The organism is Brevundimonas sp. G8 (assembly GCF_902506205.1).
Taxonomy (GTDB): Bacteria; Pseudomonadota; Alphaproteobacteria; order Caulobacterales; family Caulobacteraceae; genus Brevundimonas.
The window spans coordinates 2,766,651-2,792,249 of sequence record NZ_LR732816.1 but is presented as its reverse complement, the minus strand read 5'-3'; the positions used below and the strand labels follow the sequence as shown (position 1 = coordinate 2,792,249).

Below are 25,599 nucleotides of genomic sequence, written 5' to 3'. Positions count from 1 at the left end.
ATAAACGGCACGTCGCCAATCCAACTATGCGCGACAGCGTACCAAAAAATGACACCGGTGCCAAACGGCCGCCGGGATGGGGAGAGAACGAATGCGACGGACCAACACCCGGACTCTGTGCGCCGTTGGCGTATCCCTGGCGGCACTGATGGGCGCTTCGTCGGCGCTGGCTCAGACCGCCCCCGCGCCCGCAACGGAAGAAGCGGCCCAGGAAGAAGGCGCCGCCACGGTTGATGACATCGTCGTCACCGGCTTCCGCTCCAGCCTTCAGCAGGCGCTGAGCATCAAGCGCCGCGAGGCCGGCGCCGTCGACGCCATTCTGGCCGAGGACATGGCCGACTTCCCCGACCAGAATCTGGCCGAGGCCATTCAGCGCCTGCCCGGCGTAACCATCGACCGCGTCAACGGCCAGGGCACGACCATCTCTGTTCGCGGTTTAGGCTCCGACTTCACCCGCACGCGCATCAACGGCCTGGAAGCCCAGGCGGCGTCGGGCGGCAACCGCAACCGCAGCTTCGACTTCTCCATGTTCGCGTCCGAGCTGTTCAACAGCATCAAGGTCCGCAAGACACAGTCGGCCGAGATCGAAGAAGGCTCGCTGGGCGCGACCGTCGATCTGCAAACCGGCCGTCCGCTGGACTTCGGCGGCAGCGGCCTGAACTCCGCCCTGTCGGTACAGGCGTCGTACAACGACTTGTCGGAAAAAACCGTCCCGCGTTTGGCCGGCCTGCTGAGCTGGTCGAACGAGGACCGCACGTTCGGTGCGCTGGTCTCGGTGGCCTATTCGGAACGGTCGCCAATCCTGGGCAGCTTCAACACCACGCGCTGGCAGTCGGGCGCCGTCAACCCTCCGATCCCCGCCGGCAAAACCTTGGCCGACTATCCCAACTATCCGTATGGCCTGGGTCAGAACTTCGCGAGTTGCATCCCCTGCACCACGACAGCGCAACGCGACGCGCTGCTCAGCGCCTACTATCCGCGTATCCCGCGCTACACCCTGGGCAACACCCAGGAGGATCGGCTGGGCATGACCGGGGCGCTCCAATGGCGCCCGAGCGACCGCACCGAAGTGGTGCTGGATCTGCTGTGGTCGCGGTTCAACTCCGAACTCGAAAGCCCCAACATCGAGGCTTGGTCCTTCAGCCGCGCCAACGTCAACAACGTGATCGTGCGCGACTATGCGATCGACGCAGACAAGAACACACTGTCCTACGGTGTCTTCGACAACATGTTGGTGCGGGCCGAGAACGGGTTCACGCGCAACGAAAGCAACTTCTATCAGGCGTCGTTGAACGTGCGTCACGACTTCACCGATCGCCTGCACGGCAATCTGAAGATCGGCGCCAACCGTTCGGAAGCCCGCACGCCGCTGAACGTCGCCTACGCCTTCGAGGCTGCGGGCGTAAACGGCTATAGCTTCGACTTCCGCGAGAACGATCGCGCGCCACGCATCAACTACGGCTTCGACGTCACGTCGGGCCAGCGTTTCACCCTGGTCAATGCGACGCGCAGCACCTCCGGCGGGAACTTCGACAACCAGGTCGGCGCCGGTTCTCTGGCCTATGACTGGTCCGACTCCCTCACCTTCAAGGTCGGCGGCGAATATCGGACCTATGGCTTCGAGACCTTCGGTCTGACGCGGAGCAAGACCAACCCCACAGGCGCAGACCGCCTGACGGGCGTCGACAGCATCGGCCGTGTCGTCAGCATCGGTGACGGGGTAAAGGCCGGGGCCGGTTCCGACCTGACCTTCATCGTTCCCGACATCTCCAAGATCGCCGACTTCCTCAGCTTCTACGACGACCCTCTGGTCGCCAACCAAAGCGAGCGCGAGGTGGACGAGACGGACAAGGGCGTCTTCTTCCAGGCCGACTTCAACACCAACGTGGCGGGCATGGTCCTGCGGGGCAATGCCGGCGTTCGCTACGCCCAGACCGAGGTCGAGGCCAAGGGCTGGCGGGCAGTCAGCTCGGGAACGCCAGCTGTCACGACCTATGAATACCTGACCACCAACAACGACTACGACGACGTTCTGCCGTCGTTCAATCTGGCGCTGGAGCCACGCGAGGACCTCGTTATCCGCCTGGGCGCCGCCAAGGTGATGTCGCGTCCGACCCTGGGCGACCTGACACCCGGCGGCAGCGTATCTCCCACGACGCGGACCGTCTCCTTCGGCAATCCCCTGCTCGATCCGTTCCGCGCCACCAACTACGACTTCTCGGTGGAGTGGTATTTCCAGAACGAAGGTCTGCTGGCCGGCGCCGTCTTCTACAAGGACATCGACAGCTTCATCACCTCAGAGACCGTGGGCATCGCCTACAATCTGCTGGGCCTGCCGAACGAGCTGCTGCAGGGCGCAGCCAACCCGACCGACATCTTCCAGGTCACACGTCGCCTCAACGGCGCAGGCGGGGCGCTGAAAGGTATCGAAATCCAGTACCAGCAGCCCTTCACCTTCCTGCCCGGCCTGTGGTCCAACTTTGGTTTCACCGGCAACGTCACCTGGGTCGATTCAGAAGTCAGCTACGGCACGGCCGGCAAGAACCGGCTGACAGGCCAGTCTAAGAACACCGCCAACGCGACCCTGTATTATGAGGACGGTCCCTTCCAGGCCCGCGTTTCGGTCGCGCACCGCAGCCAGTATCTGCTGTCCTTCCCCGGCGCGAACGGCAACTCGGAAGAGGGCGTCAACGACACGACCAACATCGACGCCTCCATGTCGTACGAGTTCACGCCGAACCTGACCTTCTCGCTCGAAGGCATCAACCTGACCGATGAATATACCGATCGCTATGTCGACGTGGCGGACCGCGTGTCCGACTACCGCCACACCGGCCGAGAGATCGCCGTGGGATTGCGCTGGAAGTACTGATCTTCCCTCCCTGACGCTTTTAGCGCGATAGACTAAAGGCCCGGAGCGAACCGCTCCGGGCCTTCTTTTTGTTTGGTGCTGAAGGTCTGGGGGCGGGTGTCAGGCGACCCGTGGGCGCAGGCCGGTGACGCCCGTCGAGTCCGTCACCTTCGGCCCCTTGCCGTCCAGGGTGTCGATGTTGCAGTCGCGGAAGCGCCAGTTTTCGGCGTTGGCGATGGCGCCTGCGTCCTGCACGTCCCAGTCCAGCCGTTCGAAGGTGAAGTCCTTCAGCGGCGCCTCGGGATAGGCGGCGGCCGCGAATCCGACCTTGCCGCCGACGGCTTTAATGTTCGACAGGCGGACATCGTGGATGCGGGGAATGCCCTGTTCACGCGGGACCTGCGTAGCCAGGGCGCGCCAATAGTCGGGGATGTCGGCGATGCCCGCCGGGATCTGGGCGTAGCTGTAGTTCGGATACCAGTTCAGATTGACCTGCATCAACGTCCGCACGTCCTGCAGATGGATGTCGCGCAGGCGGATATTGGAAATCACGCCGCCGCGCGTGTGGCCCGACTTGAAGAAGATGCCCAGCGGCACGGGATATTCGATCCGCAGGCCCGACACCTCGATGTCGTCGAAGCCGCCCGAGGTTTCCGACCCGAACGTCATCCCAGCCAAAGCGTCGCGGACGATGCAGTCGCGGATCTTCACCTGGCGGCACGGGCGGGCGACGCGCAGACCATCCCAGTCGCGGCCGGCCTTGATGCAGATGGCGTCGTCGTTGACCGACAGGTCGCACTGCTCGACCAACACCCGCTCGGACGAGTCGATGTCTATTCCGTCCGTCGAGGGACCGCGGCCGCCCAGGTTGTTGCGGATGATCAGGTCGGCGACCTTCACGTCGCGCGAATAGCAGATGTGCACGGTCCAGAATCCCGACCGCGCCAGGTTCAGGCCCGAGACTTCGACCTGCTGCGAGTCATAGACATGGATCAGGCGCGGACGGCGGCAGTCGTAGTCGGCGGCCCAGCGCAGGTCGCGCGGGTCATAATCACGACGCATGGCCCAATAGCTGTCCCAGAAGACCTTGCCGTCGCCGTCGACCAGGCCCTCGCCGGTGATCCTGGCGTTCTGCTGCTGATAGATGTTCAGCAGGCCGGCGGGCCAGTCCATCTCCACCCCGGCGACGCGGGTGCGGACCATAGGATAGGCGTCCAAGTTCTGAACCCCGCGCAGGGTCGCGCCTCGGCCGATCGACAGGGTCACGCCCGATTTCAAGAACAGCGAGCCGGAAAGATAGAGGCCGGGCTTCAGCACCACTACGCCCCCGCCCTGCCCCGCCGCCGCATCGATGGCGGCCTGGATCGGGCGGGTGTTGATTGTCACGCCATCGCCGACCGCGCCATAGTCTGCGGCGTCGAAGGTGCGACCGACCGATTGAGCGAAGGCAGGCGCGGCCGAAGCGAGCGCCCCGGTCAGGCCGAGTTGCAGAAGGGAGCGACGATGCATGGGCGTTTTCCTTCGCCGTCTGCGCGGCGTCTCACATTATGCTTACTCGTCCCACGATAATGGACAAGCCATGAGACGCAAGCGCCCGCGTGTAGCACTCGTCAGAGATAGGCCCCCACCTGCCACGGCACGAACTCGTTGTCCCCGACGCCCAGGGCCTCGGACTTTGACGGTTCGCCCGAGGCGACATCGAGCATCTTCTGGAAAATGACGGCGCCGACGTCGGCCAGGCTGGTCCCGGTCAGGACGGGCGAGGCGTCGATGTCCATGTCCTCGTCCATCCAGTTCGCCAGTTTGGCGTTGGAGGCGACCTTGATCGACGGCGCAGGCTTGGCGCCGAAGACCGAGCCCCGGCCCGTGGTGAAAACGATCAGATTGGCGCCCGAGGCGATCTGGCCCGTCGCCGAGCATGGATCGTAGCCGGGGCTGTCCATGAAGCTGAGCCCCTTGGCCTGAAGCGGTTCGGCATAGCCGATCACGTCGTTCAACGGAGTCGAACCGGACTTGGCCACCGCCCCCAAAGACTTCTCCAGGATGGTGGTCAGGCCGCCCTTCAAATTGCCGGGCGAGGGATTGTTGTTCAGCTCCATCTGGTGGCGGTCGGCATAATCACGCCACCACGCCAGACGGGCGTTCAGCTTGTCCGCCACGTCCTGCGACGCCGCACGCCGCAGCAGCAGGTGTTCGGCGCCCCAGATCTCGGGCGTTTCCGACAGCATGGCCGAGCCGCCGTGGGCGACCAGCAGGTCCACCGCCGCGCCCAGGGCAGGATTGGCGGTGACTCCGGACCAGCCGTCCGAACCGCCGCACTGAAGGCCGACCGTCAGGTGGGATGCGGAGACAGGCTGGCGTTCGACCTTCGCCGCCTCGGCGACCAGGTCGCGGACGACCGCGATCCCGGCCTCGATGGCGCGGGCGGTGCCGCCAGCTTCCTGGATGGTCAGGGCGCGAAGGTGCGGACCGGATTCCAGGCCTTCGTTGGCCAGCCAGGCGGGGATTTGGTTGGCTTCACAGCCCAGGCCGACGATCAGGATGGAGTGGAAATTCGGATGTCGGGCATAGCCGGCCAAAGTCCGCTGCAGCAGGGTCACGTCGCTGCTCAGCGAAGAGCCGCCGCAGCCGCCCTGGTGTGTGAAGGCCACGACGCCGTCCACGCCCTTTGGCAGGCCGGAATCCGGGAAGGCGTCGGCGATGCGGCGCGCCACGGTGGCCGAACAGTTCACGCTGGTCAGGACGCCGATGTAGTTGCGCGTGCCGATCCGACCGTCTGCACGGACGATGCCGTTGAACGTCGCGCCCGACAGCGGCGCGGGCGGGCGAAGGTCGGCGCCGACCTCGGCCTCGCGCCCGTCCTCGGCCATGGACAGGTTGTGGACGTGGACGTGGTTCCCGGCGGCGATGGCGGTCCTGGCGCGGCCGATGACCTGGCCATAACGACGGACCAGACCGCCCTCCTCCACCGCATGGCGAGCGATCTTGTGACCGGTGGCGATGTCGGCGCGCGCCGGAGCGTCCAGGCCGTCGGGCGTATCGCCGGTCGCGATGTCGTCCAGGGCGATGGCGACGTCGTCGGCGGGGTTCAGAATCAGGACGCGAGACATGGACTACTCCGCTGCCAGACGCGCGGCCTCGACCGCGCCGTTCTGGCTGAGCGACAGATAGGCGCCCGTGATCGCGACTGCGAACCGGTCGTCGGCGGCGAGCGCGGGCGGGAAGACGGCGGACAGGCTCAGCAGGGCCGAAACCCGCGCCTGGTCGTTGTCGACCCCGGCCAGCAGTTCGGCGGTTTTCGACGCCAGCGGATCGTCGACGACGACGGTCTCACCGCCTTCGGTCACACCCGACTGCCATTTCATCCAGGCGGCGACGCCCAGCGCCATGGCGTCGATATCCTGCCCGGCCGCCAGACGTTCGGCGGCCCCGGCCAGCAGCCGCTGGGGCAGTTTCTGCGACCCGTCCATGGCGATCTGGCGGGTCCTGTGCATCAGGGCCGCGTTCGAGAACCGTGCCATCAGCGCCTCGCGATAGGCGGGGATGTCCAGGCCCGGCGGCGGGTCCAGCGTGGTCTGCGCCTCGTCCCACAGAGCCTCGACATAGGCGCGGAAGGCGGGGACGGCGACGGCCTCGTGGACATGCTCATGACCCGACAGGGCGCCCAGATAGGCGATGGCCGAGTGGGCGCCGTTCAGCAGGCGCAGCTTGGCGTCCTCCCACGGTTCTACTGCGTCGGTCAGTTGCACGCCCAGAGCCGCAAAGTCCGGCCGTTCACCCGCGAACCAGTCCTCGATCACCCACTGGGTGAAGGGTTCGGCCTTGACCATGCCGTGGTCCTCGACGCCGAGCCGGGCGGTCAGACGGGCGATGTCGTCGGGGATGGTCGCCGGAACGATCCGGTCGATCATGGTCTGTGGGAAGGCGCCCTCCGCCTCAATCCAGTCGGCTAACGACGGATCGATGTGGCGGGCCATCGTCAGCACCCCGGCGCGGATGCGCTTGCCGTTGTGGGGAAGGTTGTCGCAACTGATGACGGTGAAGGGCTTCAACCCCGCCGCTTTCCTCGCCCGCAACGCTGCAACGATGAAACCGGGCGCCGTGCGAGGCGAAGCGATGTCGGCCAGGTCGGCGGCGACATCCGCGTCGTCGAGCAGCAAGTCGCCCGTCGCCGGGTCGAGGCGATAGCCCTTCTCGGTCACGGTCAGGGTGACGATGTGGACGTCGGCGTCGGCCATGGCCGCGACCAGAGCGGCGGGGTCTTCCGGCCCGACCATCACGCCGCGACCGGCGCCGATAATGCGCAGATGCTCGTCCGATCCGTCACGCACGACCAGGGTGTAGAGCCCGTCCTGCGGATTCAACTGGTCACGCACGCCCGGCGACCGCAGCGAGACGCCCAGCACGCCCCAACGCAGGTCGCCGCTCGCCAGCGCGTCGTCGAACACGACCGCCTGGTGGGCGCGGTGAAAGGCGCCGATGCCCAGATGGACTACGCCGGTCTTCACCTGGGCGCGGTCGTAAACGGGAACGGCGACGTCGGCGGGCAGGCCCTTCAGGGCCGCATCGGAAAGGCGGGTCACAGCTTGTAGGCCGCCTTGACCAGGCCATAGGTCAGGGCGTGGGCCAATTCGTGGGCCTCGTCCTCTTGCATCCGGTGTTCGACCACCAGCTTGGCCAGGAAGCCGCAGTCCATGCGCCGCGCCACGTCGTGGCGGGCCGGGATCGACAGGAAGGCGCGGGTGTCGTCGTTGAAGCCGACCGTGTTGTAGAAACCGGCCGTCTCGGTGACCTGTTCGCGGAAGCGACGCATGCCCTCGGGGCTGTCGTGGAACCACCAGCTGGGGCCCAGCTTCAGCGCCGGATAGTGGCCGGCCAGGGGCGCCAGTTCGCGGCTGTAGCTGGTCTCGTCCAGCGTGAAGAGGATCAGCGACAGTCGGGTGTCCGACCCGAACCGGTCCAGAAGGGGTTTGAGCGCCCGGACGTAATCCGTCTGGGTCGGGATGTCGCAACCCTTGTCACGGCCGAAACGATCGAAGACGGTGGCGGAGTGGTTGCGGAACGATCCGGGGTGCAGCTGCATCACCAGCCCGTCCTCGACCGACATTGCGGCCATTTCGGTCAGCATCTGACCCCGGAACAGTTCGGCGTCGGCGGCGCTGGCCGCGGCGGTCGAGACGCGGCGGAACAGGGCCTCGGCCTCATGTTTGGGCAGATCGGCGGTGAAGGCGGTCGGGTGGCCGTGATCGGTCGAGGTGGCGCCCATCGCGATGAAGACCGACCGGCGGTCGCGCAGCGCCTGCAGATAGCCGTCCCAGCTCAGCGTATCGCGACCGGTCTGTTCGGCCAGGATCTTCAGATTGTCGCGGAAGCCCTCATAGTCCGGGTCCAGCACCGGGTCAGGGCGATAGGCGGTCAGAACCCGCCCCTTCCAGCCCGAGGCCGCGATGGTCTTGTGATGCTCCAGCGTATCGAGCGGGCTCTCGGTCGTGGTCAGGACCTCGATATTATAGCGGTCGAACAGGGCGCGGGGCCTGAAGGCGTCGGTCTTCAGCGCGGCGTCGATGACGTCGTAGTAGTGGTCCGCCGTCTCGGCCGACAGCCGCACGTCGATACCAAAGGCCTCGGCATAGACCCAGTCATGCCACAGGCGCGACGGCGTGCCCCGGAACAGGTGATAGTTCTCGGCGAACCGGCGCCAGATCTTGCGCGGATCGGTCTCGACCGACCCGCCGTCGGCGCGGGGAACGCCCAGGTCCTCCATCGCCATCCCCTGCGAATGCAGCATGCGGAAGACATAGTGGTCCGGCGTGATCAGCAGTTCGGCCGGATTGGCGAAGGGTTCGTTCAGCGCGAACCAGCTAGGGTCCGTATGGCCGTGCGGGCTGATGATCGGCAGGCCCTTGATCTCTGCATACAGACGACGCGCGACCGCGCGGGTGTCGGCGTCAACCGGAAACAGGCGGTCGGGATTGAGCTTGAGCGGATGAGCCATGACGTCCTTCACTGGTCCTCAATACGGAGACGTTGGATCGTCTCGCGAGTCTGATCCCACCAGATACTATGTCGCGGAGAAAAAGACACCGGTTACCTTGGCGTGCCATTTTGTCCACCTTATGGTACTCCACGGCAAATAATGAAAAGCGCAAGTCTCGGCGCTTCGGAGGACACAGATGGCGTATCGTTCGTTCCGCATGGCCGTAGGCCTGACCGCCGCCCTGATGGCGACCACCCTGCTGACCGGCCCGGTCGCGGCGCAGACGGGCCGTAGCGCGCCCCTGCCCCCCGGCGTCGAGGCGGCTTGGCTGGAGCCGACCCCGCGGCCGACGCTTGATTTCGATCCCAACGTCCTGCCGTCGCGGGCCAAAGCCCTGGCCGCCGCCGAGTATGTAACGGCGTCCCAGATCGCGGCCATGGCGGGCGAGCCCCTGGCCCTGTCGACCGGCAGCAATCTGACGCAGATGTCGTCCAACTGGGTGGCCGCCACCTTCTATGTCGGGGCGGCGCGACTGGCGCGCGTGTCGGACGATCCCGAGACGCTGCGGTTCCTGACCGCTGTGGCCGAACACTATAACTACAGCGTGCGCGGCGCCCGGTCGGGGCCGACCATGCTGAACGCCGACGATATCGCCATCGGCGACCTGTACGAGGAACTCTACGCCCGACGGCGCCAGGAGGGCCTGCTGATGCCGCTGCGCCAGCGGCTGGACTGGCAGGTCCCGCACCTGAACCGCTCGGTCGAGACCCCGGCCCTGGTCTGGTGGTGGGCCGACGCCCTGTTCATGGCCCCACCGGTGCTGGCGCGGATGTCGGCCCTGACCGGCGATCCCAAATATCTGACGGCGGCCGACCGGGAGTGGCGGCGCACCGCCGAGCATCTGTGGGTTCCCGAGCAGCGGCTGTTCTTGCGCGACGAACGGTTCAAGGACCGCACCGAGGCGAACGGCGCGCCGATCTACTGGTCGCGCGCCAACGCCTGGACCATGGCGGGTCTGGCGCGGTGGCTGGAGAGCCTGCCCGCTGACCATGCGAACCGGGCCTATTACGTCGATCTGTTCCAGAAGCTGTCGAGCCGGATCCTGGAACTGCAGCAGGACGACGGCCTGTGGCGCGCCAGCCTGTTGGCGCCCGAGGTCTATCCCGAGGCCGAGACCTCGGGGTCGGGCTTCTATGTCTATGGCTTGGCGTGGGGCATCAACCACGGCCTGCTGGATCGCGAGACCTATCTGCCGGCGGTGACCAAGGGCTGGGCGGCGCTGAACCGCCATGTCCTGCCCAGCGGCCTAATCGGCGCGGCGCAGAAGACCGGCGACCAGCCCGTCTCGACCAAGCCCGAGGAGACCGGCCTCTACGCCACCGGCGCCTATGTGCTGGCGGGGCTGGAGGTCGCGGACCTGAACGGTCCGGTCCAATCCCTGCCGCAGGCCGAGCCCGAGCGTGACACGCCCGAGGTCATCGCCGCAACGACGCCGACGCCTCCGGCGCCCGTCACCGTGGTCGGCGAGGAGGAGCTGCGTCGCCGCGCCGAGGAGATGCGCGCCACCGCCGCCCTGTCCTACGATCCCGCCGGACTGAACCGGCCCTCGACCATCGAGCGCCTGACGCCTCCGACGGCCGAGGAACAGCGCCCCCGGGCCGTCGCCCGTTTCGCGCCGGATCGGTTCGACGACCTGTTGTGGGAGAACGACCGCGTCGCCCACCGCATCTACGGACCCACACTAGAGGGCCGTGAACCGCCGTCCGGATCGGGTATCGACGTCTGGGCCAAGCGCGTCCGCTACCCCTTCATGGACCGCCAGCTGAAGTTCCCCAACTATCATACCGACCGGGGCGAGGGCCTGGACTACTACGACGTCGGTCGCGGTCGCGGCGCAGGCGGCCTGGGCGTCTGGCAGGACAACAAGCTGTGGACCAGCCGCAACTTCAAGACCTATCGCATTGAAGAGACAGGCGGAGACGAGGCGCGCTTCAGCGTCGATTACGCCCCATGGCCCGTCGATGTGAACCGCCGGGTGTGGGAGACGCGCGACTTCTCCCTGCCGATGGGGTCCAATTTCACCCGCATGACCTCGACGCTGAACTCGGACAGCACCGAGCCCCTGATCGTCGGCATCGGCATAACCCGGCGCACCAATGACAACGGCTCCGGCTTCGTCACCCGCGACGCCGCCAACGGCCGCCTGATGTTCTGGGAGCCGGAAAATCCCGAGCACGGCAGCATCGGCGTCGCCATCCTGGTCGATCCGGCCATGGTCGAGGGCTTTACGCAGGACGCCGACAACTATCTGATCCTGCTGCGCGTCACGCCGGGCCAGCCCTTCACCTATTACATGGGATCGGCCTGGGACGGCGGCCTGGACTTCAAGACCCGCGAGGCCTGGGAAAGCTTCGTCGCCAGCTACACGCCGCCAGTTCCCTGGCGTTGACGAGCGATTTGTCCGCCCCGGGGCGCAAGCCCGTCTTGCGTCCCGGCGCGAGGCTGGACATAAGGGCCGAACACCGCACACGCGGGCCGGCTTAGCTCAGTTGGTAGAGCGCCAGTTTTGTAAACTGGATGTCGCGGGTTCGATTCCTGCAGCCGGCACCATCTCTATGCGACCATCGGGGACATGGCCGACACAACCAACAAGCTGGGCCACAAGATCGGTGCGCGCGGTGGGAGAACCCGCCAGGCGATCCTCGACGCGACCCAACGCCTGTTGAACGAGCGGCATTACGGCGAGATCCGCGTCGCCGACTTGGCCTCGGCCGCAGGCGTGTCTCCATCGAATTTCTACACCTATTTCAAGACAGTCGAAGAGCCTGTTCTGGCGCTGTGTGAGGTCGCCGCGACGGATTTTCAGGGTCTGGCGGCGCATTTCCAGGCTGACTGGCCGGGCGACAAGGCCTTCGCCATCGCTCGGGCCTTCATCCTGGACGTGATGGCGATCTGGCGAAACCACGGCCAAGTGCTGCGGGTCGAGCACATGCTGGCGGACAACGGTGACGTGGCCTTCGTCGAGAGCCGGGTGCGCCGCCTGCGCCGCCTGCATTTGGCGATCGAGCGTCGCGTCGCGCAGGCCCACGCCAGCGGCCTGCACCCCAAGGATTACAATCCGCGCCTGGCCTCTTACCAGATCGCCTCGATCGCGGAATCGACGGCGGCCAGTTTCGACCTGCTGCGCCGCGCCGACACGCCCGAAGCCATTCTGGACACGGCCGCCATCATCATCGTCAAGCTGACCACGGGGCGTTAAAGCCCCAGGGGTCCGTATAGCCAGGTCAGCCAGATCCCGACCGCCAGAAACACACCGAACGGCAGCTTCTCGGTTCCGCTGACCGTCCGGCGCACCACCAGCATGCCGAACACCAGGCTGAGCCCGACCGCGCAGGCCCACAGCAGCACGCTGGGCAGACCCATCCAGCCGACCCAGGCCCCTGCCCCCGCGAACAGGAACGGGTCGCCCCCGCCCAGACCTTGGCGCTTGCGGATCACCTGATAGAGCCAGCCGACCAGCCACAGGCCGCCGAACCCGACCACCGCCCCAATCAGATGCGACAGGGCCAGATCCCAGCCGATCATCGCCGCCGCCGCCAGGCCCGTCGCCACCAGAGGCCAGGTCAGGATGTCGGGCAGCCAGAAGTTCTCGCCATCAATGATGGCGATCAGCAGCAGTTGCCAACCCAGGAGCGCCGTCGCCCCCGCCATCAGCCAGGAAGCGCCGCTGAGCCCTGCCCAGACGCCGATGGCCGCCGCAGCCAGTTCGATCAGCGGATAGCGCTGGGAAATGCGCGTCTGGCACCGCGCGCAACGGCCTCGCAGGGCCAGCCAACTGAACAGCGGTATCAGCTCCCACGCGCGCAAGGGCTGATCGCAGCCCCGGCATCGCGAGCGGGCGACGACGATGTCCTCGTCACGCGGCAGGCGCACGCTGACGGCGGCGATGAAACTGCCGAAAATCAGGCCCAGCCCGCCCATGACGGCGGCGGCGATCACAGGGTGCATCGAGACGTCCAGAAGGCGGCGAACGCCTCCGGCTTAGCCGCCCCCGAGCGCCACCGCCACATGATAGGTCACCAGCGACGCCAGATAGGCCAGACCGAACATGTAGCCGATCATGATCCAGGTCCATTTCAGCGAGTTGGTCTCGCGCCGCACCACGCCCAGTGTCGCCACGCACTGGGGCGCGAAGATGTACCAGGCCAGGAAGCTAAGGGCCGTCGCCAGCGACCAGTGCGAGGCCAGGGTCGTGGCCAGAAGTCCGGTCGCATTCTCCGCATCCGCAATGGCGTAGGTGGTCCCCAGCGCCGCCACCGCAACCTCGCGCGCCGCCATGCCGGGGATCAGGGCGATGACCATCTGCCAGTTGAAGCCGATGGGGGCGAAGATCGGCTCAAGCGCCCGGCCCAGCATGCCGGCGAACGAATAGTCGATGGCCGGCAGGGTCGCGTTCTCGGGCGGATAGGGGAAGGTAGCCAGCACCCAAAGGATGATCACGGCCGGCAGAATGATCCGCCCCGCGCGGTTCAGGAATATCTTGGCCCGGAGCCACAGATTGAAGCCCACGCTCTTCAGGTCCGGCGTCTTGTAGGTCGGCAGTTCCATCATGAAGGGCTCGACCGCGCCGCGCCAAAACACCTTGCGGATTACGAGTGACACGAGAAGCGCGCTGACGATGCCGGCGGCGTAGAGGCCAAACATCACCAGTCCCTGCAGATTGGCGAAACCCCAGACCGTCTCGTTGGGAATGAAGGCGGCGATGATCAGCGTATAGACTGGGATCCGCGCCGAGCAGGTCATCAGCGGCGCGACCAGTATGGTGGTCAGGCGATCGCGCTTGGAATCGATCACCCGCGCCGCCATCACGCCGGGAATGGCGCAGGCGAAGCTGGACAACAGCGGAATGAAGGCCCGGCCATGCAGTCCGGCCCCGCCCATGATCTTGTCCATCAGGAAGGCCGCGCGGGCCATATAGCCGAAGTCTTCCAGGGCGATGATGAACAGGAACAGGATCAGGATCTGCGGCAGGAAGACCAGCACGCTGCCGACGCCGGAAATGATCCCGTCCACGATCAGGCTCTGCAACAGGCCATCCGGCAGGACCGTGGCGACCAGACTGCCCAGCCAGCCGATGCCGGCCTCGATACCGTCCATCAGGGGCGCGGCCCAGCTGAACACGGCCTGGAACATGACGAACAGCAAGGCCATCAGGATAAGCAGCCCGCCCAACGGATGCAGCAGCACAGCGTCGATCTTGCCGGTCAGGGTGTCGGGCCGTTCGGGCGGGCGCACACAGGCCTTCATGATCCGCTCGGCCTCGCGCGCGGCGGTGCGCAGTTCGGCGGCGTCCGGGCTATGCCACTGGCTTTCAGTCACGGCGGCGACGGCGGCCCGGTCTTCGATGGCGACGATCAGATCGTCGATGCCGCGCTTGCGCGTGGCGACCGTGGTGATGATCGGCACGCCCAGTTCGGCGCCCAGCCGCTCCAGATCGATCCGCAGTCCCTGACGCTGGGCGATGTCGTACATGTTCAGCGCCAGAACCATCGGCCGGCCGACGGCCTTCAACTCCAGGATCAGACGCAGGACCAGGCGCAGGTTGGTGGCGTCGGCGACGCAGACCACCACATCGGGCGGCGTCTCTCCGGCCAGACGCCCCAGGACGGCGTCACGCGTGACCTCCTCGTCGGGACTGCGGGCGCGCAGGGAATAGGTGCCGGGCAGGTCAAGCACGGACATGGTCCGGCCGGAGGCAGCGCGGATCAGGCCTTCCTTGCGCTCCACTGTGACGCCGGCGTAGTTGGCGACCTTCTGGTGCGCGCCGGTCAGGGCGTTGAACAGGGCCGTCTTGCCGCTGTTGGGATTGCCCACCAAGGCGACGCGGGCGGTCTTCAGGGCGATGTCCATCAGGCGGCGTCCAGCTTGCCAGAGTCGAGCTTGATGGTCAGGCTCTCGGCCTCATGCCGACGCAGGGCCACGCGCATGTCGTCTACCTTCATGGCGATGGGGTCCTGACCGAACAGGCCTTCGTGCAACAGTTCGATCTGCGCGCCCTCGACGAAGCCCAGTTCAAGCAGGCGGCGTTCCAGCTCGACCGCCTCTCCCTGGTGATGACAATGGGCGCCCACCTGGACGATGACGCCGCGATCGCCGCGTCGGGCCTGGCTCAGCTTGATGGTATCGGTCAATTCTACGCTTTCACGAGCGAGGCCGCTCCCCGGCGGCTCCGCGTTTCTTTGACACTGATTATCAGGTGCGAGGCCTCCACGTCCAGCAGGACAGCTTGACCAATTGCCGCGCCGACGCATTTCGCTATCACAGGCTGAACAGGAGCCGTCATGACCCGTTTCGCCCTCGCCGCCCCACTGCTTCTCGCACCCATCCTGGCCTTGGCGGCCTGTGGGGAAGGCGAGCCGTCATCGACGACCCCCGCCAAGCCCGTTCACGTCCTGTCGGAAACGGAGAAGGCGACGCTGCTGGCCTCCCTGCCCGCGCCTTATAATGCCGGCGATCTGGCGAACGGCCGCCGCACCTTCGCGCGCTGCCGGTCGTGTCACACCATCGGCGAGGGTGGCGCGGACATGACAGGGCCGAACCTGCATGGCGTGTTCGGACGCGAGGCCGGCGCGAGGCCGCGCTACAGCTATTCCAACGCCCTGCGGAATGCGAACTTCGTCTGGGACGCCGAGAAGCTGGATCACTGGTTGCAGAACCCGCGCGGTTTCCTGCCCGGCAACAAGATGACCTTCCCCGGCCTGCCAGACGCCACAGACCGCCGCGACGTCATCGCCTTCCTGAAGGTGGAGACGGGCTACAAGCCGGATCCGGCGCCCGCCTCCTGATCCTTCAGCCTTCCGGCAGTTCCTTGGGGCCGCCTTCGCGCATTTCCTGGGCTTCCCACTCCTCGATCTTGCGCGAGGTCCATTCAGGCGACTTGGTGAAGCGCGCCAGGACACCATAGATCACCGGCACCACGAACAGGGTCAGGACGGTAGCGAAGATTGCGCCGGTGAAGATCACCACGCCGATCGTCTGACGGCTGCCGGCGCCCGCCCCCTGCCACAGCACCAGCGGCAAGGCGCCGAAGGCGGTGGCGATCGAGGTCATGATGATCGGACGCAGACGCAGCGACGAGGATTCGATTATCGCCTCGCGGATCGACCGGCCCTGGTCGCGCAGCTGGTTGGCGAACTCGACGATAAGGATGCCGTTCTTGGCTGCGACCCCGATCAGGATGATCAGACCGATCTGGCTGTAGATGTTCAGGCTGGACCCCGCCATCAACAGGCCGAACAGACCGCCTGCCGCCGCCAGCGGCACCGTCAGCATGATGACCGCCGGCGTGATCCAGCTTTCGAACTGGGCCGCCAGCACCAGGAAGACCAGCAGCAGCGCCAGGCCGAAGGCCGCGAGGACCGCACCGCCCGCTTCCTGCTGATCACGCGCCGCGCCGCCCCACTGGGTCACGACGCCGCCTTGCGGCTGTTTGGCCGCCTCGGCGCGCAGGAACTGCACCGCGTCGTCGATGGTCGTGCCGGGGTTCAGGTCGGCTTGCAGCGAGATCGAACGCTGGCGATCCAGACGACGACGGTCCGGCGTGTCGCCGCTGGTCTTGGTCGTCACCACCGCCGACAGCGGCACCAGCTGCCCGCCGCCGGTCGCGACATACAGGGCCTCCAGGTCCGAGACCTCGCGCCGGTTGTCGCGCTCGGTCTGCAGGATGACGTCGTATTCCTGGCCGCCCTTGATGTAGGTCGTGGCGCGGCGGGATCCGAACATGGTCTCCAGCGTTCGTCCGATGGACTGGGACGACACGCCCAGCGCGGCCGCCTTCTGCGGATCGACGTCGACCAGCAGTCGCGGCGAGTTCGGCTCATAGTTCAGGCGCGGGCGCGAGAAGCCGGGATTGGCCTGGGCCGCCGTCAGGATCGGCTGAAGCCAGGCATAGATCTGCTGATAGTCGCTGCCTGTCGCGATCAGTTCGATGGAGTTGGAGTTGCCGCCCCCACGCTGGAAGGCGCCGGGGGTCGAGGCGTTGACCTGGGCGTCCGTCTGTCCGCGCAGCTTGCCGTTCAGCTCCTGCGCGATCTCGGCCGCTGTGCGGTCGCGCTTGGACCAGTCGGCCAAGGTCAGGACGGCGTTGCCGGAGTTGAAGCTGCCGCCGCCGAAGCCGGGCGCCGAGACCAGATAGCTATCCGCCTCTCCGCTCGCCTTGTATTCGGCCAGCAGCGGTTCCAGCCCCAGCATGATCTTGCGGGTATAGTCGAAGCCAGCGCCCTCGGGCCCGGCGACGCGCACCGTCACCCGGCCCCGATCCTCGTCCGGCACCAGTTCGTTAGGCAGGGTCAGGAAGATGCCGCCTGCGCCCGCCGCCACCAGCAGGATCAGGGCGCCGACGCCGATCACGGCGATGCGGCGGCCCAGCATCATGTCCAGCGATCGCGCATAGGAGCGCTTCAGCCGGTCCATGCCCCAGTCCACCCGGCGCGCGACCCACCCGCCGCCGTGCGCTGGTTTCAGAATCTTTGACGCCAGCATCGGCGACAGACTGAGCGCCAGGAAGGCCGAGAAGGCCACGGCGGCCGCGATGGCCGCCGCCAGTTCGACGAACAGACGCCCGACATATCCAGGCAGGAACAGCAGGGGCGCGAACACCGACAGCAGCACCACGGTCGTCGCCACGACAGCGAAGAAGACCTGACGCGCACCACGTTCGGCGGCGACCAATGGCGGCTCGCCCAAGTCCAGACGCCGCTGGATATTCTCGACCACGACGATGGCGTCATCCACCACCAGGCCGATGGCGAGCACCAGGGCCAGCAGGGTCAGAAGGTTCAGCGAGAAGCCCAGCGGCGCCAGGACGATGAAGGTCGCCAGCAGGCAGATGGGCGCCACGATGGACGGGATCAGCGCCGCTCGCAGACTGCCCAGGAAGATGAAGTTGACCAGGGCCACCAGAGCCATCGAAATCCCGATGGTGATCCAGACCTCGTCGATGGCGTGCGAGGTGAAGACCGAGTTGTCGGACCCGATCTCGATGGTCACGCCCGGCGGCAGAGTCGGACGAATCTCGTCGATCATCGCGTGGACGCCGTCCGAGATGGCCAGGTCGTTCGACTGGGCCTGACGCGTCACGGCCAGGCCGATCTGATCCATGCCGTTGCCACGGAACAGGCGGCGATCCTCTTCCGGCGCCTCTTCCACGCGGGCGATGTCGCCCAGACGCGTCACATAGGTGGGCTGGCCCTGGATGATGGCCGACGAGCCGCTGCCCGTCCCGGTGGCGACCGACGCCGAGGCCGAGGCCGAACCGCGCGTGCCGATGGGCAGTTGGCGAAAGTCGTCGGGCCGGGCGTAGGTGCGCGCCACCCGCACGGTGTAGTCCTTGTCCGTCGATTCCAGAGAGCCGGCAGGCAGTTCGACGTTCTGGTTGGTCAGGGCCGTCTCGACGTCGGTGACCGTCAGCCCGCGCGCCGCCATGGCGGCGGAATCCAGCCAGACCCGCATCGAATAGCGCTGCTCGCCATAGATGTTGACCTGAGCCACGCCCGGCACAGTCGCCATCCGGTCGACCAGATAGCGGTCGGCGTAGTCGGTCAGCTGAAGCCGGTTCATGCTGGTCGAGCGCAGGAAAACGATGATGATCGGCTGACTGTCAGAATCGGCCTTGGCGACCTCAGGCGGGTCGGCCTGGTCCGGCAGGCGGCCGACCACGCGGCTGACGCGGTCGCGCACGTCGTTGGCGGCGTCGTCGATGTTGCGGTCCAGCGAGAACTCGATGTTTACGTTCGAACGGCCGTCACGGCTGGTCGAGTTGATGCGCTCGACGCCCTGGATGCCGGCGATCTGCTGCTCGACCGGCTCGGTGATCCGGCTCTCGATCACTTCGGCCGAGGCGCCGGCGTAGGTGGTGTTGACCGAAACGATGGGCGGATCGACGTCCGGCAGTTCGCGAACCGGCAGGAAGAAGAAGGCCGCCGCGCCGATCACGCACAGCACGATGGCGGCGACGGCCGCGAAGACGGGCCGCCGGACCGAAACGTCGGACAGCATCATTGGGCGGCGCCCGACTTGCGGTCGGCAGACGACTTGCGATCCGCGCCCGCAACGCTGACCGGCGCGCCCGGCTGGATGCGGTTCAGGCCCGTACCGACGATGTGGTCGCCGGGTTCGATGCCCGACAGGATTTCGACGAAGCCGTTCTCGACCACGCCGGTCTCGACCTCGACCCGCTGGGCGGTCGAGCCGTTCTGACCGGGCGCGATGCGATAAACGAAGGCGCCCGCGCCCTCATATTGCACGGCTGATTCCGGCGCCGCCGCCGCCTGGCGCTGGCCCTGCTGGACCACGACGCGCAGCAGCATGCCGGGCCGGATGCGGCCGCCGGGATTGGCGAACTCGGCGCGGGCCGTGGCGGCGCGGGTGGTTTCGTTGACGCGGGTGTCGATCAGGGCGATCCGGCCCTGGAAAGGTTCGTCGCCATAGGCGTCGGCCGTCGCCGTCAACTGCGCGCCCGGCTGCAGCAGGTTCAGATAGCGTTCCGGCAGGGGGAAATCGACGCGGATGGTCGAGGTGTCGTCCAGCGTCGCGATCACCGCGCCTGGATTGATCAGGGTGCCCGCCGTCACCGTCGTCAGACCCATGCGACCCGCAAACGGTGCGCGGATGACGCGGTCGCCGCGTCGCGCCTGAGCGGCCTCAAGCGAGGCGCGAGCGGTCTCCAGGCTTGTCTCGGCCTGCTCCAGCAACACCTGGGGCGCAATCCCCCGGTCGGCCAGCACCTTGTAGCGGTCATATTCGCGCTGGGCCTGATTGACGTTGGCGCGGGCCTCAATGATGGCGGCGTCTTCCTCACGCGCCTGAAGCTCGACAAGAGGCGCGCCGGCCGACACCAGCTGGCCATCAGTGAACAGGACGCGCGTGATCAGTTCGGTGGTCGAGGAGGTGATGTTGACCGACCGCTGTCCCCGCGCCACGCCCAGCACCCGGATCTGGTCCGAGAATTGACGCTGGGCCACAACGGCTTGCGACACCTGCTGGCCGCCACGTCGCCCACCGCCGGCGCCCGGCGCCTGGGCGGACTTGTCGTCTCCCATGGAAATCTTGACGATGGCGGCGATGACCATCAGCCCCAGCAGAATGGCTGCGGCGATGATGAAGAAGTGACGTTTGATCACGCGGGGGTCTCTCGATCAGGGGGACGCCGCATGCATTACCGGGTAATGAAGTGCGCGCAATGTTACGTATCAGTAACGTGGCGGATCACATTTTCCGTCGCAGAAATCTTCCCTAAAAACGACGCCAAAGCGCCAGAACCGGCCCACGGGCGATGGCGGCCTCGCGGCCTGCGACGGTTTGCCTCCATCCGGCCTGCACGCTCCAGCCGCCGAAATCGCGCACGACAGAGGTTTCCAGCGACAGCCAGCGCGATCCGCCATCCGCCGCCCCGCCGAACGCCTGGCCCAGCACCATCCAGTCGCGACCGATCCGGGCGCCCGCCGTGGCGTCGATGCGGGTCTCGTCAGGCAGGCCGTCACGCAGGCGACGCGCGGCCTGAAGCTCGACGAACGACCCCTCCATACCCCAGCGCGCGCCCATATCGCCCAGGGATCGGCCAACCGAAACCCGCGCCTCCCAGTCGTGCTCGCCCACGCCCGGCTGGGCGTAACCGGCGTTGCGCCCCTCCCCAGCCCACGTATAGCCGCCATACAGGCTGACGGCGTTGCGATCGTCGCGCCAGACCTGCCAGGTCGCGCCAATCTCGATGGGACCGCGCCCGTTGTAATCGACGAAGGCGTCCTCGCCGTCCTGCCAGTCGGCCTTCAACTGCAGGGTCAGCCGGTTCGATGCGCCGTATTCGGCGAACAGGCCCAGCGCCGCATCGCGACGTTCGCCGGGCAGGTCACGCTCCTCGCCAGAGGCGTCGAACCCGCTATCGGCGCTCAATCGCTCATATTTGACGATCGCCTGACCCTTGCCCTTGGGCTGAACCCAAGCGCCGGCAAAGGCCTGGGCGGGCGCCAGCGCACCCAGCGCCAGAACCGCCCCAGCTCCGGCGAGACCTAGGCGTCGTAACCCGGCGACTTGCGATCCAACTGACGCAGGGCGCCTGGCCAGGCCAGGGCCGAGATGAAGCCGATGCCCCGTCCCTGTTCCCTGGTTTCCGCCTGCGCCTCGTCTGGGGCCAGCAGGATGTGCTGACGCCCGCCCGACAGGGCCGCGACCTGCTGTGCGCAGGCCCTCTCCAGAAAGAAGATGCCGATCCATGCCTGAGCCGCCGTTTCCCCGACCGCCAGCGTGCCGTGGTTTCGCAGCAGCATCAGCGGTTTGTCCCCCAGGTCGGCTACCAGACGTTCGCGTTCGTCATGGTTCAGGGCCAACCCCTCGTACCCATGATACGCAACCTGATACTGTAGTAAACACGCGTTCTGGCTGATCGGCAGCAAACCTTCGGACTGGGCCGCCACGCCGACCCCGTTCACCGTGTGCAGGTGGATGACGAACTTGGCGTCGTCGCGTGCGGCATGGACGGCCGAGTGGATGGTGAAGCCCGCCGGATTGATGAAGTTGGTCGTGTCCTGGACGATGTTCCCCTCCAGATCGACCTTCACCAGCGAAGAGGCCGTGATCTCGTCGAAGTAGAAGCCGTAGGGATTGATCAGGAAATGATGCTCGGGCCCCGGCACGCGCGCCGAAATATGGGTGAAGATCATGTCGTCCCAACCGTTCAGGGCGACCAGCCTGTAAAGGGCCGCCAGCTCGACGCGGACCTGCCATTCGGCCTCGGACACGCGCGATTTGATCGAAGGACTCGTTCCGTCCGCCATGGTTTCCTCCTGCCTCTGAACGGGCTTTGAGGAACCGTCCCCCTGCACGCCAGCGCCGTCAACCCGCCTTGACCGATGTTGACGCGACGTCACAGGACGCTCGTCAGCTTTGCTTAACGCCGTCTTCACGACCGCGCCTTATGGTTAAGCATCGTCGTCGGTTCGGGGAGCCGCTGTGTCTGTCGTTCAATTGGAGCCGCCCCGCGACGCCTGGGACGACCGGACCGTTTCCCAACTGCTGACCCTGGCGCAAAGCCGATCGGCGGAAGATCGCCAGCGCCTGCTGCTGAAGGTCACATCCCTTTGTGAAGCGACGCGGCCGCCGGCCGAGGTCGGCCCGCTGCTCAGCGACATCTTCCTGACCCTGGCGGCCCAGGCCGAGCGGGACATCCGCCTGGCCCTGTCCGAACGCATCGCCGGCGTCGATTGGGCGCCGCCCGCCCTGATCAACATGCTGGCGCTGGACGAGATCGAGATCGCTCGCCCGGTCATCACCTCCAGCCCCCTGCTGAAGGACGCCGACCTGACCCGCCTGCTGATCGAGGCGACGCTGGAACATCAGATCGCGGTGGCGCGACGCCCCCAACTGTCCCGCCCCGTAGCGGACAGCATCATCGACCGAGGCGAGGCCGTCACCATGACGGCCTTGGCGTCGAACCGTTCGGCGGATATCAGCGAGGACGCCATGCGCAAGCTGGTGGAGCATTCGCGTCGCATCGCCGGTCTGCGCGCGCCGCTGACGCGGCATCCCCGGCTGAACGAACAACTGGCCCAGCAACTGTATCAATGGGTCGGCCAGGCCTTGCGCCAGTCGATCGGTGAACGGTTCCGCATCGACGACGCCCAACTGAACGCGGCTGTCCAGCAGGCCGCCGCAAAGGCCGTGGGCAGCCCGGAATGGCGCACCGCACCGACCAGTCGGCTGGCCGAAGACCGCGAACGCTCCGACATGGAACGTCGCCTGGTGGAAAAGTTGCAGGCCGCCGGCCAACTCCGTCCCGGCCTGCTTGTCCGAGCCCTTCGCGAACAGCGCTTCGAACTGTTCGAACAAGCGCTCGCGGCCCTGGGCGGTTTCAGCGACGCCCAGGTCCATCACGCCGTGCGCGCCCCGACCGCCGAACCCCTCTATCTGGCCTGTATCGCCGTGGGCGTGGACAAGGCCGTCTTCGCCTCCCTGCTGGTCGAGGTGCGCAAGCTGTCGGGCGGAATGCCTGCCGACGGCGGCTGGACGGCGACGCCGATGAACGCCCATTCGGCCTCTCGCGCCTTCCGCCAGATGGTGGAAAAGCCCGCGATCGTTTGACTTCGCCGTCAAGCTCGGCTCACGTCCCGCCGTGACCCAGCCCAGTTCCTCCTCCATTCCAGCCTTACCCTCGCTGGCCTTCGTCGCCAGCGACCGACCTGAGGCCCAGGCGGCGCGCAAGGCGCTGATCGCCCGCTACGGCGCCGTGTCCGAGCTGGAGGCCGACGTGATCGTGGCCTTGGGCGGCGACGGTCAGATGCTGGAAACGCTGCACGGCAACCTGCGCCAGCGCACGCCCGTCTACGGCATGAACCGCGGCTCGGTCGGCTTCCTGATGAACGACTATGAGGAAGAGGGCCTGCTGGAGCGAATCGCCGCGGCCGAACGCACTGTCATCCACCCCCTACAGATGGACGCCTGGACCGAGAGCGGCGAGGTCCATACCGGCCTGGCCATCAACGAGGTCTCGCTGCTGCGTCAGACGCGCCAGACCGCAAAGCTGCGGATCACGGTCGATGACCGCGTGCGGCTGGAAGAACTGTCCTGCGACGGCTGCCTGGTGGCGACACCGGCGGGATCGACCGCCTATAACCTGTCGGCGCACGGGCCGATCATTCCGCTGGACGCCCGCATCCTGGCCCTGACGCCGATCAGCGCGTTCCGGCCCCGGCGCTGGCGCGGCGCCCTGTTGTCGCACGGCGCCAAGGTGCGGTTCGAAGTGCTGGAGGCCGACAAGCGGCCCGTCTCCGCCACCGCCGACAACTTCGAGGTCAGGCGCGTCGCCCGCGTCGAGGTGCGCGAACGTCGCGACCTCACCTTGACCATGCTGTTCGACGCCGGACGCTCGTTCGACGAACGCGTGATGGCCGAACAGTTCGCCAACTGATCCGGTCACGGGTTCTTAAGCCCAATCCCGTACGTTTGCGTCAAAGTCCTATGGAGCCCGCCATGAGCAATCCGGCGCAGATCACCCCCCCGACCAACGCCCTGCGCATGAAGGTCGGCGGCGGTTTCGGCATCAACGCCGACGCCATCGCCCGCGCCGAAGAGGCGCTGAAGGCCATGTCGGCCCAGTTCGGCCAATGGCTGAACGACGAGATCGTCAAGCTGGACAAGGCCCAGGCTGACATCCGCGAACAAGGCTATAACCCGACCACCGCCGAGGCTCTGTATTTCCGCGCTCACGACCTAAAGGGTCTGGGCACGACCTACGAATATCCGCTGGTGACGCGCATCGCCGGTTCGCTGTGCAAGATGCTGGACGACGCCGACCGCCGCATGGCCGCGCCGGTCGCTGTGCTTGACGCCCACATCGACGCCATTCGCGCCGTGGTCCGCGACCAGATCAAGACGGACGAACACCCAACCGGCCGCGCCCTGGCCGAAACCCTGGAAGCGCGCGTCGCCGACCATCTCGCAGGCTGACCGTCCCCCTCAATCCTGATGCAAAAGGCCCGCCGTTTGGCGGGCCTTTTCTTTTAGGCGGCCTTTGCGGCGCTTAGGGACAATGACGGCGACTGGTCCAGCCGCTCCATCAGATAGGCCAGGTCGTCGCGCAGCACGTTCGGTCGCTGGGTCAGGAACCGCTCCAGCATCTGCTCGCGGAAATAAGCGCTGGACGTATCGATCCCCTCGGACGCCAGCGCCCGCCAGGTGTCGACCCCGGCGCGGAAGGCCTGGAACAGGCGCGGCGGCAGGCCAGCCCGATCATAGATGGCCTTCAGCCCCAGCGGCCCCGCATCATGCACCATCAGCCAGGCCCGGTGATGGGGCGTATTGGCCAGCTCGGCCAAGCCATGTTCGAACATCGCCATCTGACCGCGCGCCAATCCACGCAGCAGCAGCGAAGCGTTCAGGACGCGACGCGCATTCAGATGGGTCATAAAGGCGGCCAGATCCGCACTGACGGCGGCCTGATCGACCAGATCGACTGTCGTGCGCTCGCGCGCATACTGGGCCAAACGGATGGCCGTCTCCGGTGCGACGGCGTGGCGGCTGATCAGATGCTCGCGCACCGCGTCGCTGGCCAGCTGGATCAGGCGCTCGGTCACGCTCAGCGGCAGAACCTGGCGATAGGCCAGAGCCGTCAGCACCTCTGGCGCCTCGGCGAAGCGATCGACAACGGCCGCCAGCGCGGCTTCCGACAGGTCGGCGTTGTCGTTCGCCGACACGGTGCGCACAGCCTGTTCGCAGCCTTCCTCAGCCAGCACGGTCGCGACATCGCGCGAGACCCGCGACCGTCCCGCCACCGCGACCTGGCGCACCGCCGACCCGGCGCGCACGATCTCGATAAGATCCTCGTCGCTGAAGGCCGGAGACGAGGCGATGATCGGCAGGGCGATGCTGTCCAGATCGCCGGCCAGCTTGCGCGCCACATCATTGGGGATCAGGTCCGACGCCTTCAGCGTGACGGCCATGGCGCGCCGCACCAGTTCGGCGGCGTCATTGGCCAGCAGGCGCAGGATCTTCTGCGCCGCCGTCCGGTCGTCCTCGTCGAGGTCGGCGCGTTCCATGTTGCGGCACAGCTTGTGCGCCGCCTCGGCCCGCTCGTCGTCGTCCGTCGCCTTGATGAGGCGTCGAATGTCCACTTCTGTCAGGCGTGCGCGGAAGGCGGTCATGGACGGCTCGTCATGGAATCGGGCGTTGATCCCAGAATGAGACTGCCATGCTTAACGGCTGGTTTACCATCGGTTGCAAT

19 protein-coding genes and 1 tRNA gene are annotated in these 25,599 nt (G+C 66.7%); 8 read left to right on the top strand and 12 right to left on the bottom strand.

The window, feature by feature from the left end; all coding sequences use genetic code 11:
• The first annotated feature begins 91 nt into the window (after positions 1–91).
• Positions 92–2,872: a TonB-dependent receptor gene (locus tag CHRYSEO8AT_RS13420; RefSeq protein ID WP_159850803.1), complete on the top strand. Its 2,781-nt coding sequence runs from the start codon at positions 92–94 to the stop codon at positions 2,870–2,872.
• A gap of 99 nt (positions 2,873–2,971) precedes the next feature.
• On the opposite strand, the gene CHRYSEO8AT_RS13415 is transcribed toward CHRYSEO8AT_RS13420, so the two are convergent.
• The 4 genes from CHRYSEO8AT_RS13415 to uxaC all read right to left on the bottom strand — a co-directional run bounded on the left by CHRYSEO8AT_RS13415 (position 2,972) and on the right by uxaC (position 8,846).
• Positions 2,972–4,360: a glycoside hydrolase family 28 protein gene (locus CHRYSEO8AT_RS13415; protein WP_159850801.1), complete on the bottom strand. Its 1,389-nt coding sequence runs from the start codon at positions 4,358–4,360 to the stop codon at positions 2,972–2,974.
• A gap of 101 nt (positions 4,361–4,461) precedes the next feature.
• Entirely contained in the window at positions 4,462–5,961 is a 1,500-nt protein-coding gene (locus CHRYSEO8AT_RS13410; protein ID WP_159850799.1) for a UxaA family hydrolase, read from the bottom strand.
• 3 nt (positions 5,962–5,964) lie between these two features.
• The gene (locus tag CHRYSEO8AT_RS13405) at positions 5,965–7,434 is read right to left on the bottom strand and encodes a mannitol dehydrogenase family protein (protein ID WP_159850797.1); all 1,470 of its coding nucleotides are present in this window, start codon (positions 7,432–7,434) and stop codon (positions 5,965–5,967) included.
• On the bottom strand, positions 7,431–8,846 hold the full coding sequence (gene uxaC / locus CHRYSEO8AT_RS13400; RefSeq protein WP_159850795.1) for a glucuronate isomerase: 1,416 nt from the start codon (positions 8,844–8,846) through the stop codon (positions 7,431–7,433). The genes CHRYSEO8AT_RS13405 and uxaC overlap by 4 nt, the downstream gene beginning before the upstream one ends.
• Positions 8,847–9,024: 178 nt before the next feature.
• Here uxaC and CHRYSEO8AT_RS13395 point away from each other — a divergent pair, with 178 nt between their 5' ends.
• The 3 genes from CHRYSEO8AT_RS13395 (at position 9,025) to CHRYSEO8AT_RS13385 (ending at position 12,087) form a co-directional block, all read left to right on the top strand.
• A complete protein-coding gene (locus CHRYSEO8AT_RS13395) occupies positions 9,025–11,277 on the top strand; it encodes a glycoside hydrolase family 88 protein (RefSeq protein ID WP_236547541.1) in 2,253 nt (750 codons plus the stop codon).
• Between the two features lie 85 nt (positions 11,278–11,362).
• Positions 11,363–11,438 (top strand) — tRNA-Thr (locus tag CHRYSEO8AT_RS13390).
• Between the two features lie 22 nt (positions 11,439–11,460).
• On the top strand, positions 11,461–12,087 hold the full coding sequence (locus CHRYSEO8AT_RS13385) for a TetR/AcrR family transcriptional regulator (protein WP_159850793.1): 627 nt from the start codon (positions 11,461–11,463) through the stop codon (positions 12,085–12,087).
• Here CHRYSEO8AT_RS13385 and CHRYSEO8AT_RS13380 read toward each other — a convergent pair.
• From CHRYSEO8AT_RS13380 to CHRYSEO8AT_RS13370, 3 genes are read right to left on the bottom strand one after another with little or no spacing between them, the layout of a single operon-like run.
• A complete protein-coding gene (locus CHRYSEO8AT_RS13380) occupies positions 12,084–12,836 on the bottom strand; it encodes an A24 family peptidase (protein ID WP_159850791.1) in 753 nt (250 codons plus the stop codon). The two genes, CHRYSEO8AT_RS13385 and CHRYSEO8AT_RS13380, sit on opposite strands and share 4 nt — an antisense overlap.
• A gap of 33 nt (positions 12,837–12,869) precedes the next feature.
• Positions 12,870–14,738 (bottom strand): ferrous iron transporter B, encoded by a 1,869-nt coding sequence (locus CHRYSEO8AT_RS13375; RefSeq protein ID WP_159850789.1) that lies wholly within the window; start codon positions 14,736–14,738, stop codon positions 12,870–12,872.
• Positions 14,738–15,019 carry a FeoA domain-containing protein gene (locus CHRYSEO8AT_RS13370; protein ID WP_159850787.1) on the bottom strand — a complete coding sequence of 94 codons (282 nt, stop codon included), beginning with the start codon at positions 15,017–15,019 and terminating at the stop codon, positions 14,738–14,740. The genes CHRYSEO8AT_RS13375 and CHRYSEO8AT_RS13370 overlap by 1 nt, the downstream gene beginning before the upstream one ends.
• 150 nt (positions 15,020–15,169) lie before the next feature.
• On the opposite strand from CHRYSEO8AT_RS13370, the gene CHRYSEO8AT_RS13365 reads away from it, so the two are divergent.
• Positions 15,170–15,673 (top strand): cytochrome c family protein, encoded by a 504-nt coding sequence (locus CHRYSEO8AT_RS13365; RefSeq protein ID WP_159850785.1) that lies wholly within the window; start codon positions 15,170–15,172, stop codon positions 15,671–15,673.
• 4 nt (positions 15,674–15,677) lie between these two features.
• Here CHRYSEO8AT_RS13365 and CHRYSEO8AT_RS13360 read toward each other — a convergent pair whose 3' ends face one another.
• The 4 genes from CHRYSEO8AT_RS13360 to CHRYSEO8AT_RS13345 form a co-directional block, all read right to left on the bottom strand.
• Positions 15,678–18,884: an efflux RND transporter permease subunit gene (locus tag CHRYSEO8AT_RS13360; RefSeq protein WP_201304537.1), complete on the bottom strand. Its 3,207-nt coding sequence runs from the start codon at positions 18,882–18,884 to the stop codon at positions 15,678–15,680.
• Positions 18,884–20,008, bottom strand: a complete 1,125-nt coding sequence (locus CHRYSEO8AT_RS13355; RefSeq protein ID WP_159850781.1) for an efflux RND transporter periplasmic adaptor subunit — start codon at positions 20,006–20,008, stop codon at positions 18,884–18,886. The genes CHRYSEO8AT_RS13360 and CHRYSEO8AT_RS13355 overlap by 1 nt, the downstream gene beginning before the upstream one ends.
• A 112-nt stretch (positions 20,009–20,120) precedes the next feature.
• Positions 20,121–20,777 carry a hypothetical protein gene (locus CHRYSEO8AT_RS13350; protein WP_236547540.1) on the bottom strand — a complete coding sequence of 219 codons (657 nt, stop codon included), beginning with the start codon at positions 20,775–20,777 and terminating at the stop codon, positions 20,121–20,123.
• Between the two features lie 116 nt (positions 20,778–20,893).
• Complete coding sequence (locus CHRYSEO8AT_RS13345; protein WP_159850779.1) at positions 20,894–21,658, bottom strand: class II aldolase/adducin family protein; 765 nt, start codon at positions 21,656–21,658, stop codon at positions 20,894–20,896.
• Between the two features lie 175 nt (positions 21,659–21,833).
• Here CHRYSEO8AT_RS13345 and CHRYSEO8AT_RS13340 point away from each other — a divergent pair, with 175 nt between their 5' ends.
• The 3 genes from CHRYSEO8AT_RS13340 to CHRYSEO8AT_RS13330 all read left to right on the top strand — a co-directional run bounded on the left by CHRYSEO8AT_RS13340 (position 21,834) and on the right by CHRYSEO8AT_RS13330 (position 24,326).
• Positions 21,834–22,961 (top strand): DUF2336 domain-containing protein, encoded by a 1,128-nt coding sequence (locus tag CHRYSEO8AT_RS13340; RefSeq protein ID WP_159850777.1) that lies wholly within the window; start codon positions 21,834–21,836, stop codon positions 22,959–22,961.
• Between the two features lie 31 nt (positions 22,962–22,992).
• Positions 22,993–23,787, top strand: a complete 795-nt coding sequence (locus tag CHRYSEO8AT_RS13335; protein WP_236547539.1) for an NAD kinase — start codon at positions 22,993–22,995, stop codon at positions 23,785–23,787.
• Between the two features lie 62 nt (positions 23,788–23,849).
• Positions 23,850–24,326 carry an Hpt domain-containing protein gene (locus CHRYSEO8AT_RS13330; protein ID WP_201304442.1) on the top strand — a complete coding sequence of 159 codons (477 nt, stop codon included), beginning with the start codon at positions 23,850–23,852 and terminating at the stop codon, positions 24,324–24,326.
• Positions 24,327–24,379: 53 nt separating this feature from the next.
• Here the strand turns inward: CHRYSEO8AT_RS13330 and CHRYSEO8AT_RS13325 are convergent, their stop codons facing one another.
• Positions 24,380–25,519, bottom strand: a complete 1,140-nt coding sequence (locus CHRYSEO8AT_RS13325; protein WP_159850773.1) for a DUF2336 domain-containing protein — start codon at positions 25,517–25,519, stop codon at positions 24,380–24,382.
• Positions 25,520–25,599: the final 80 nt, after the last annotated feature.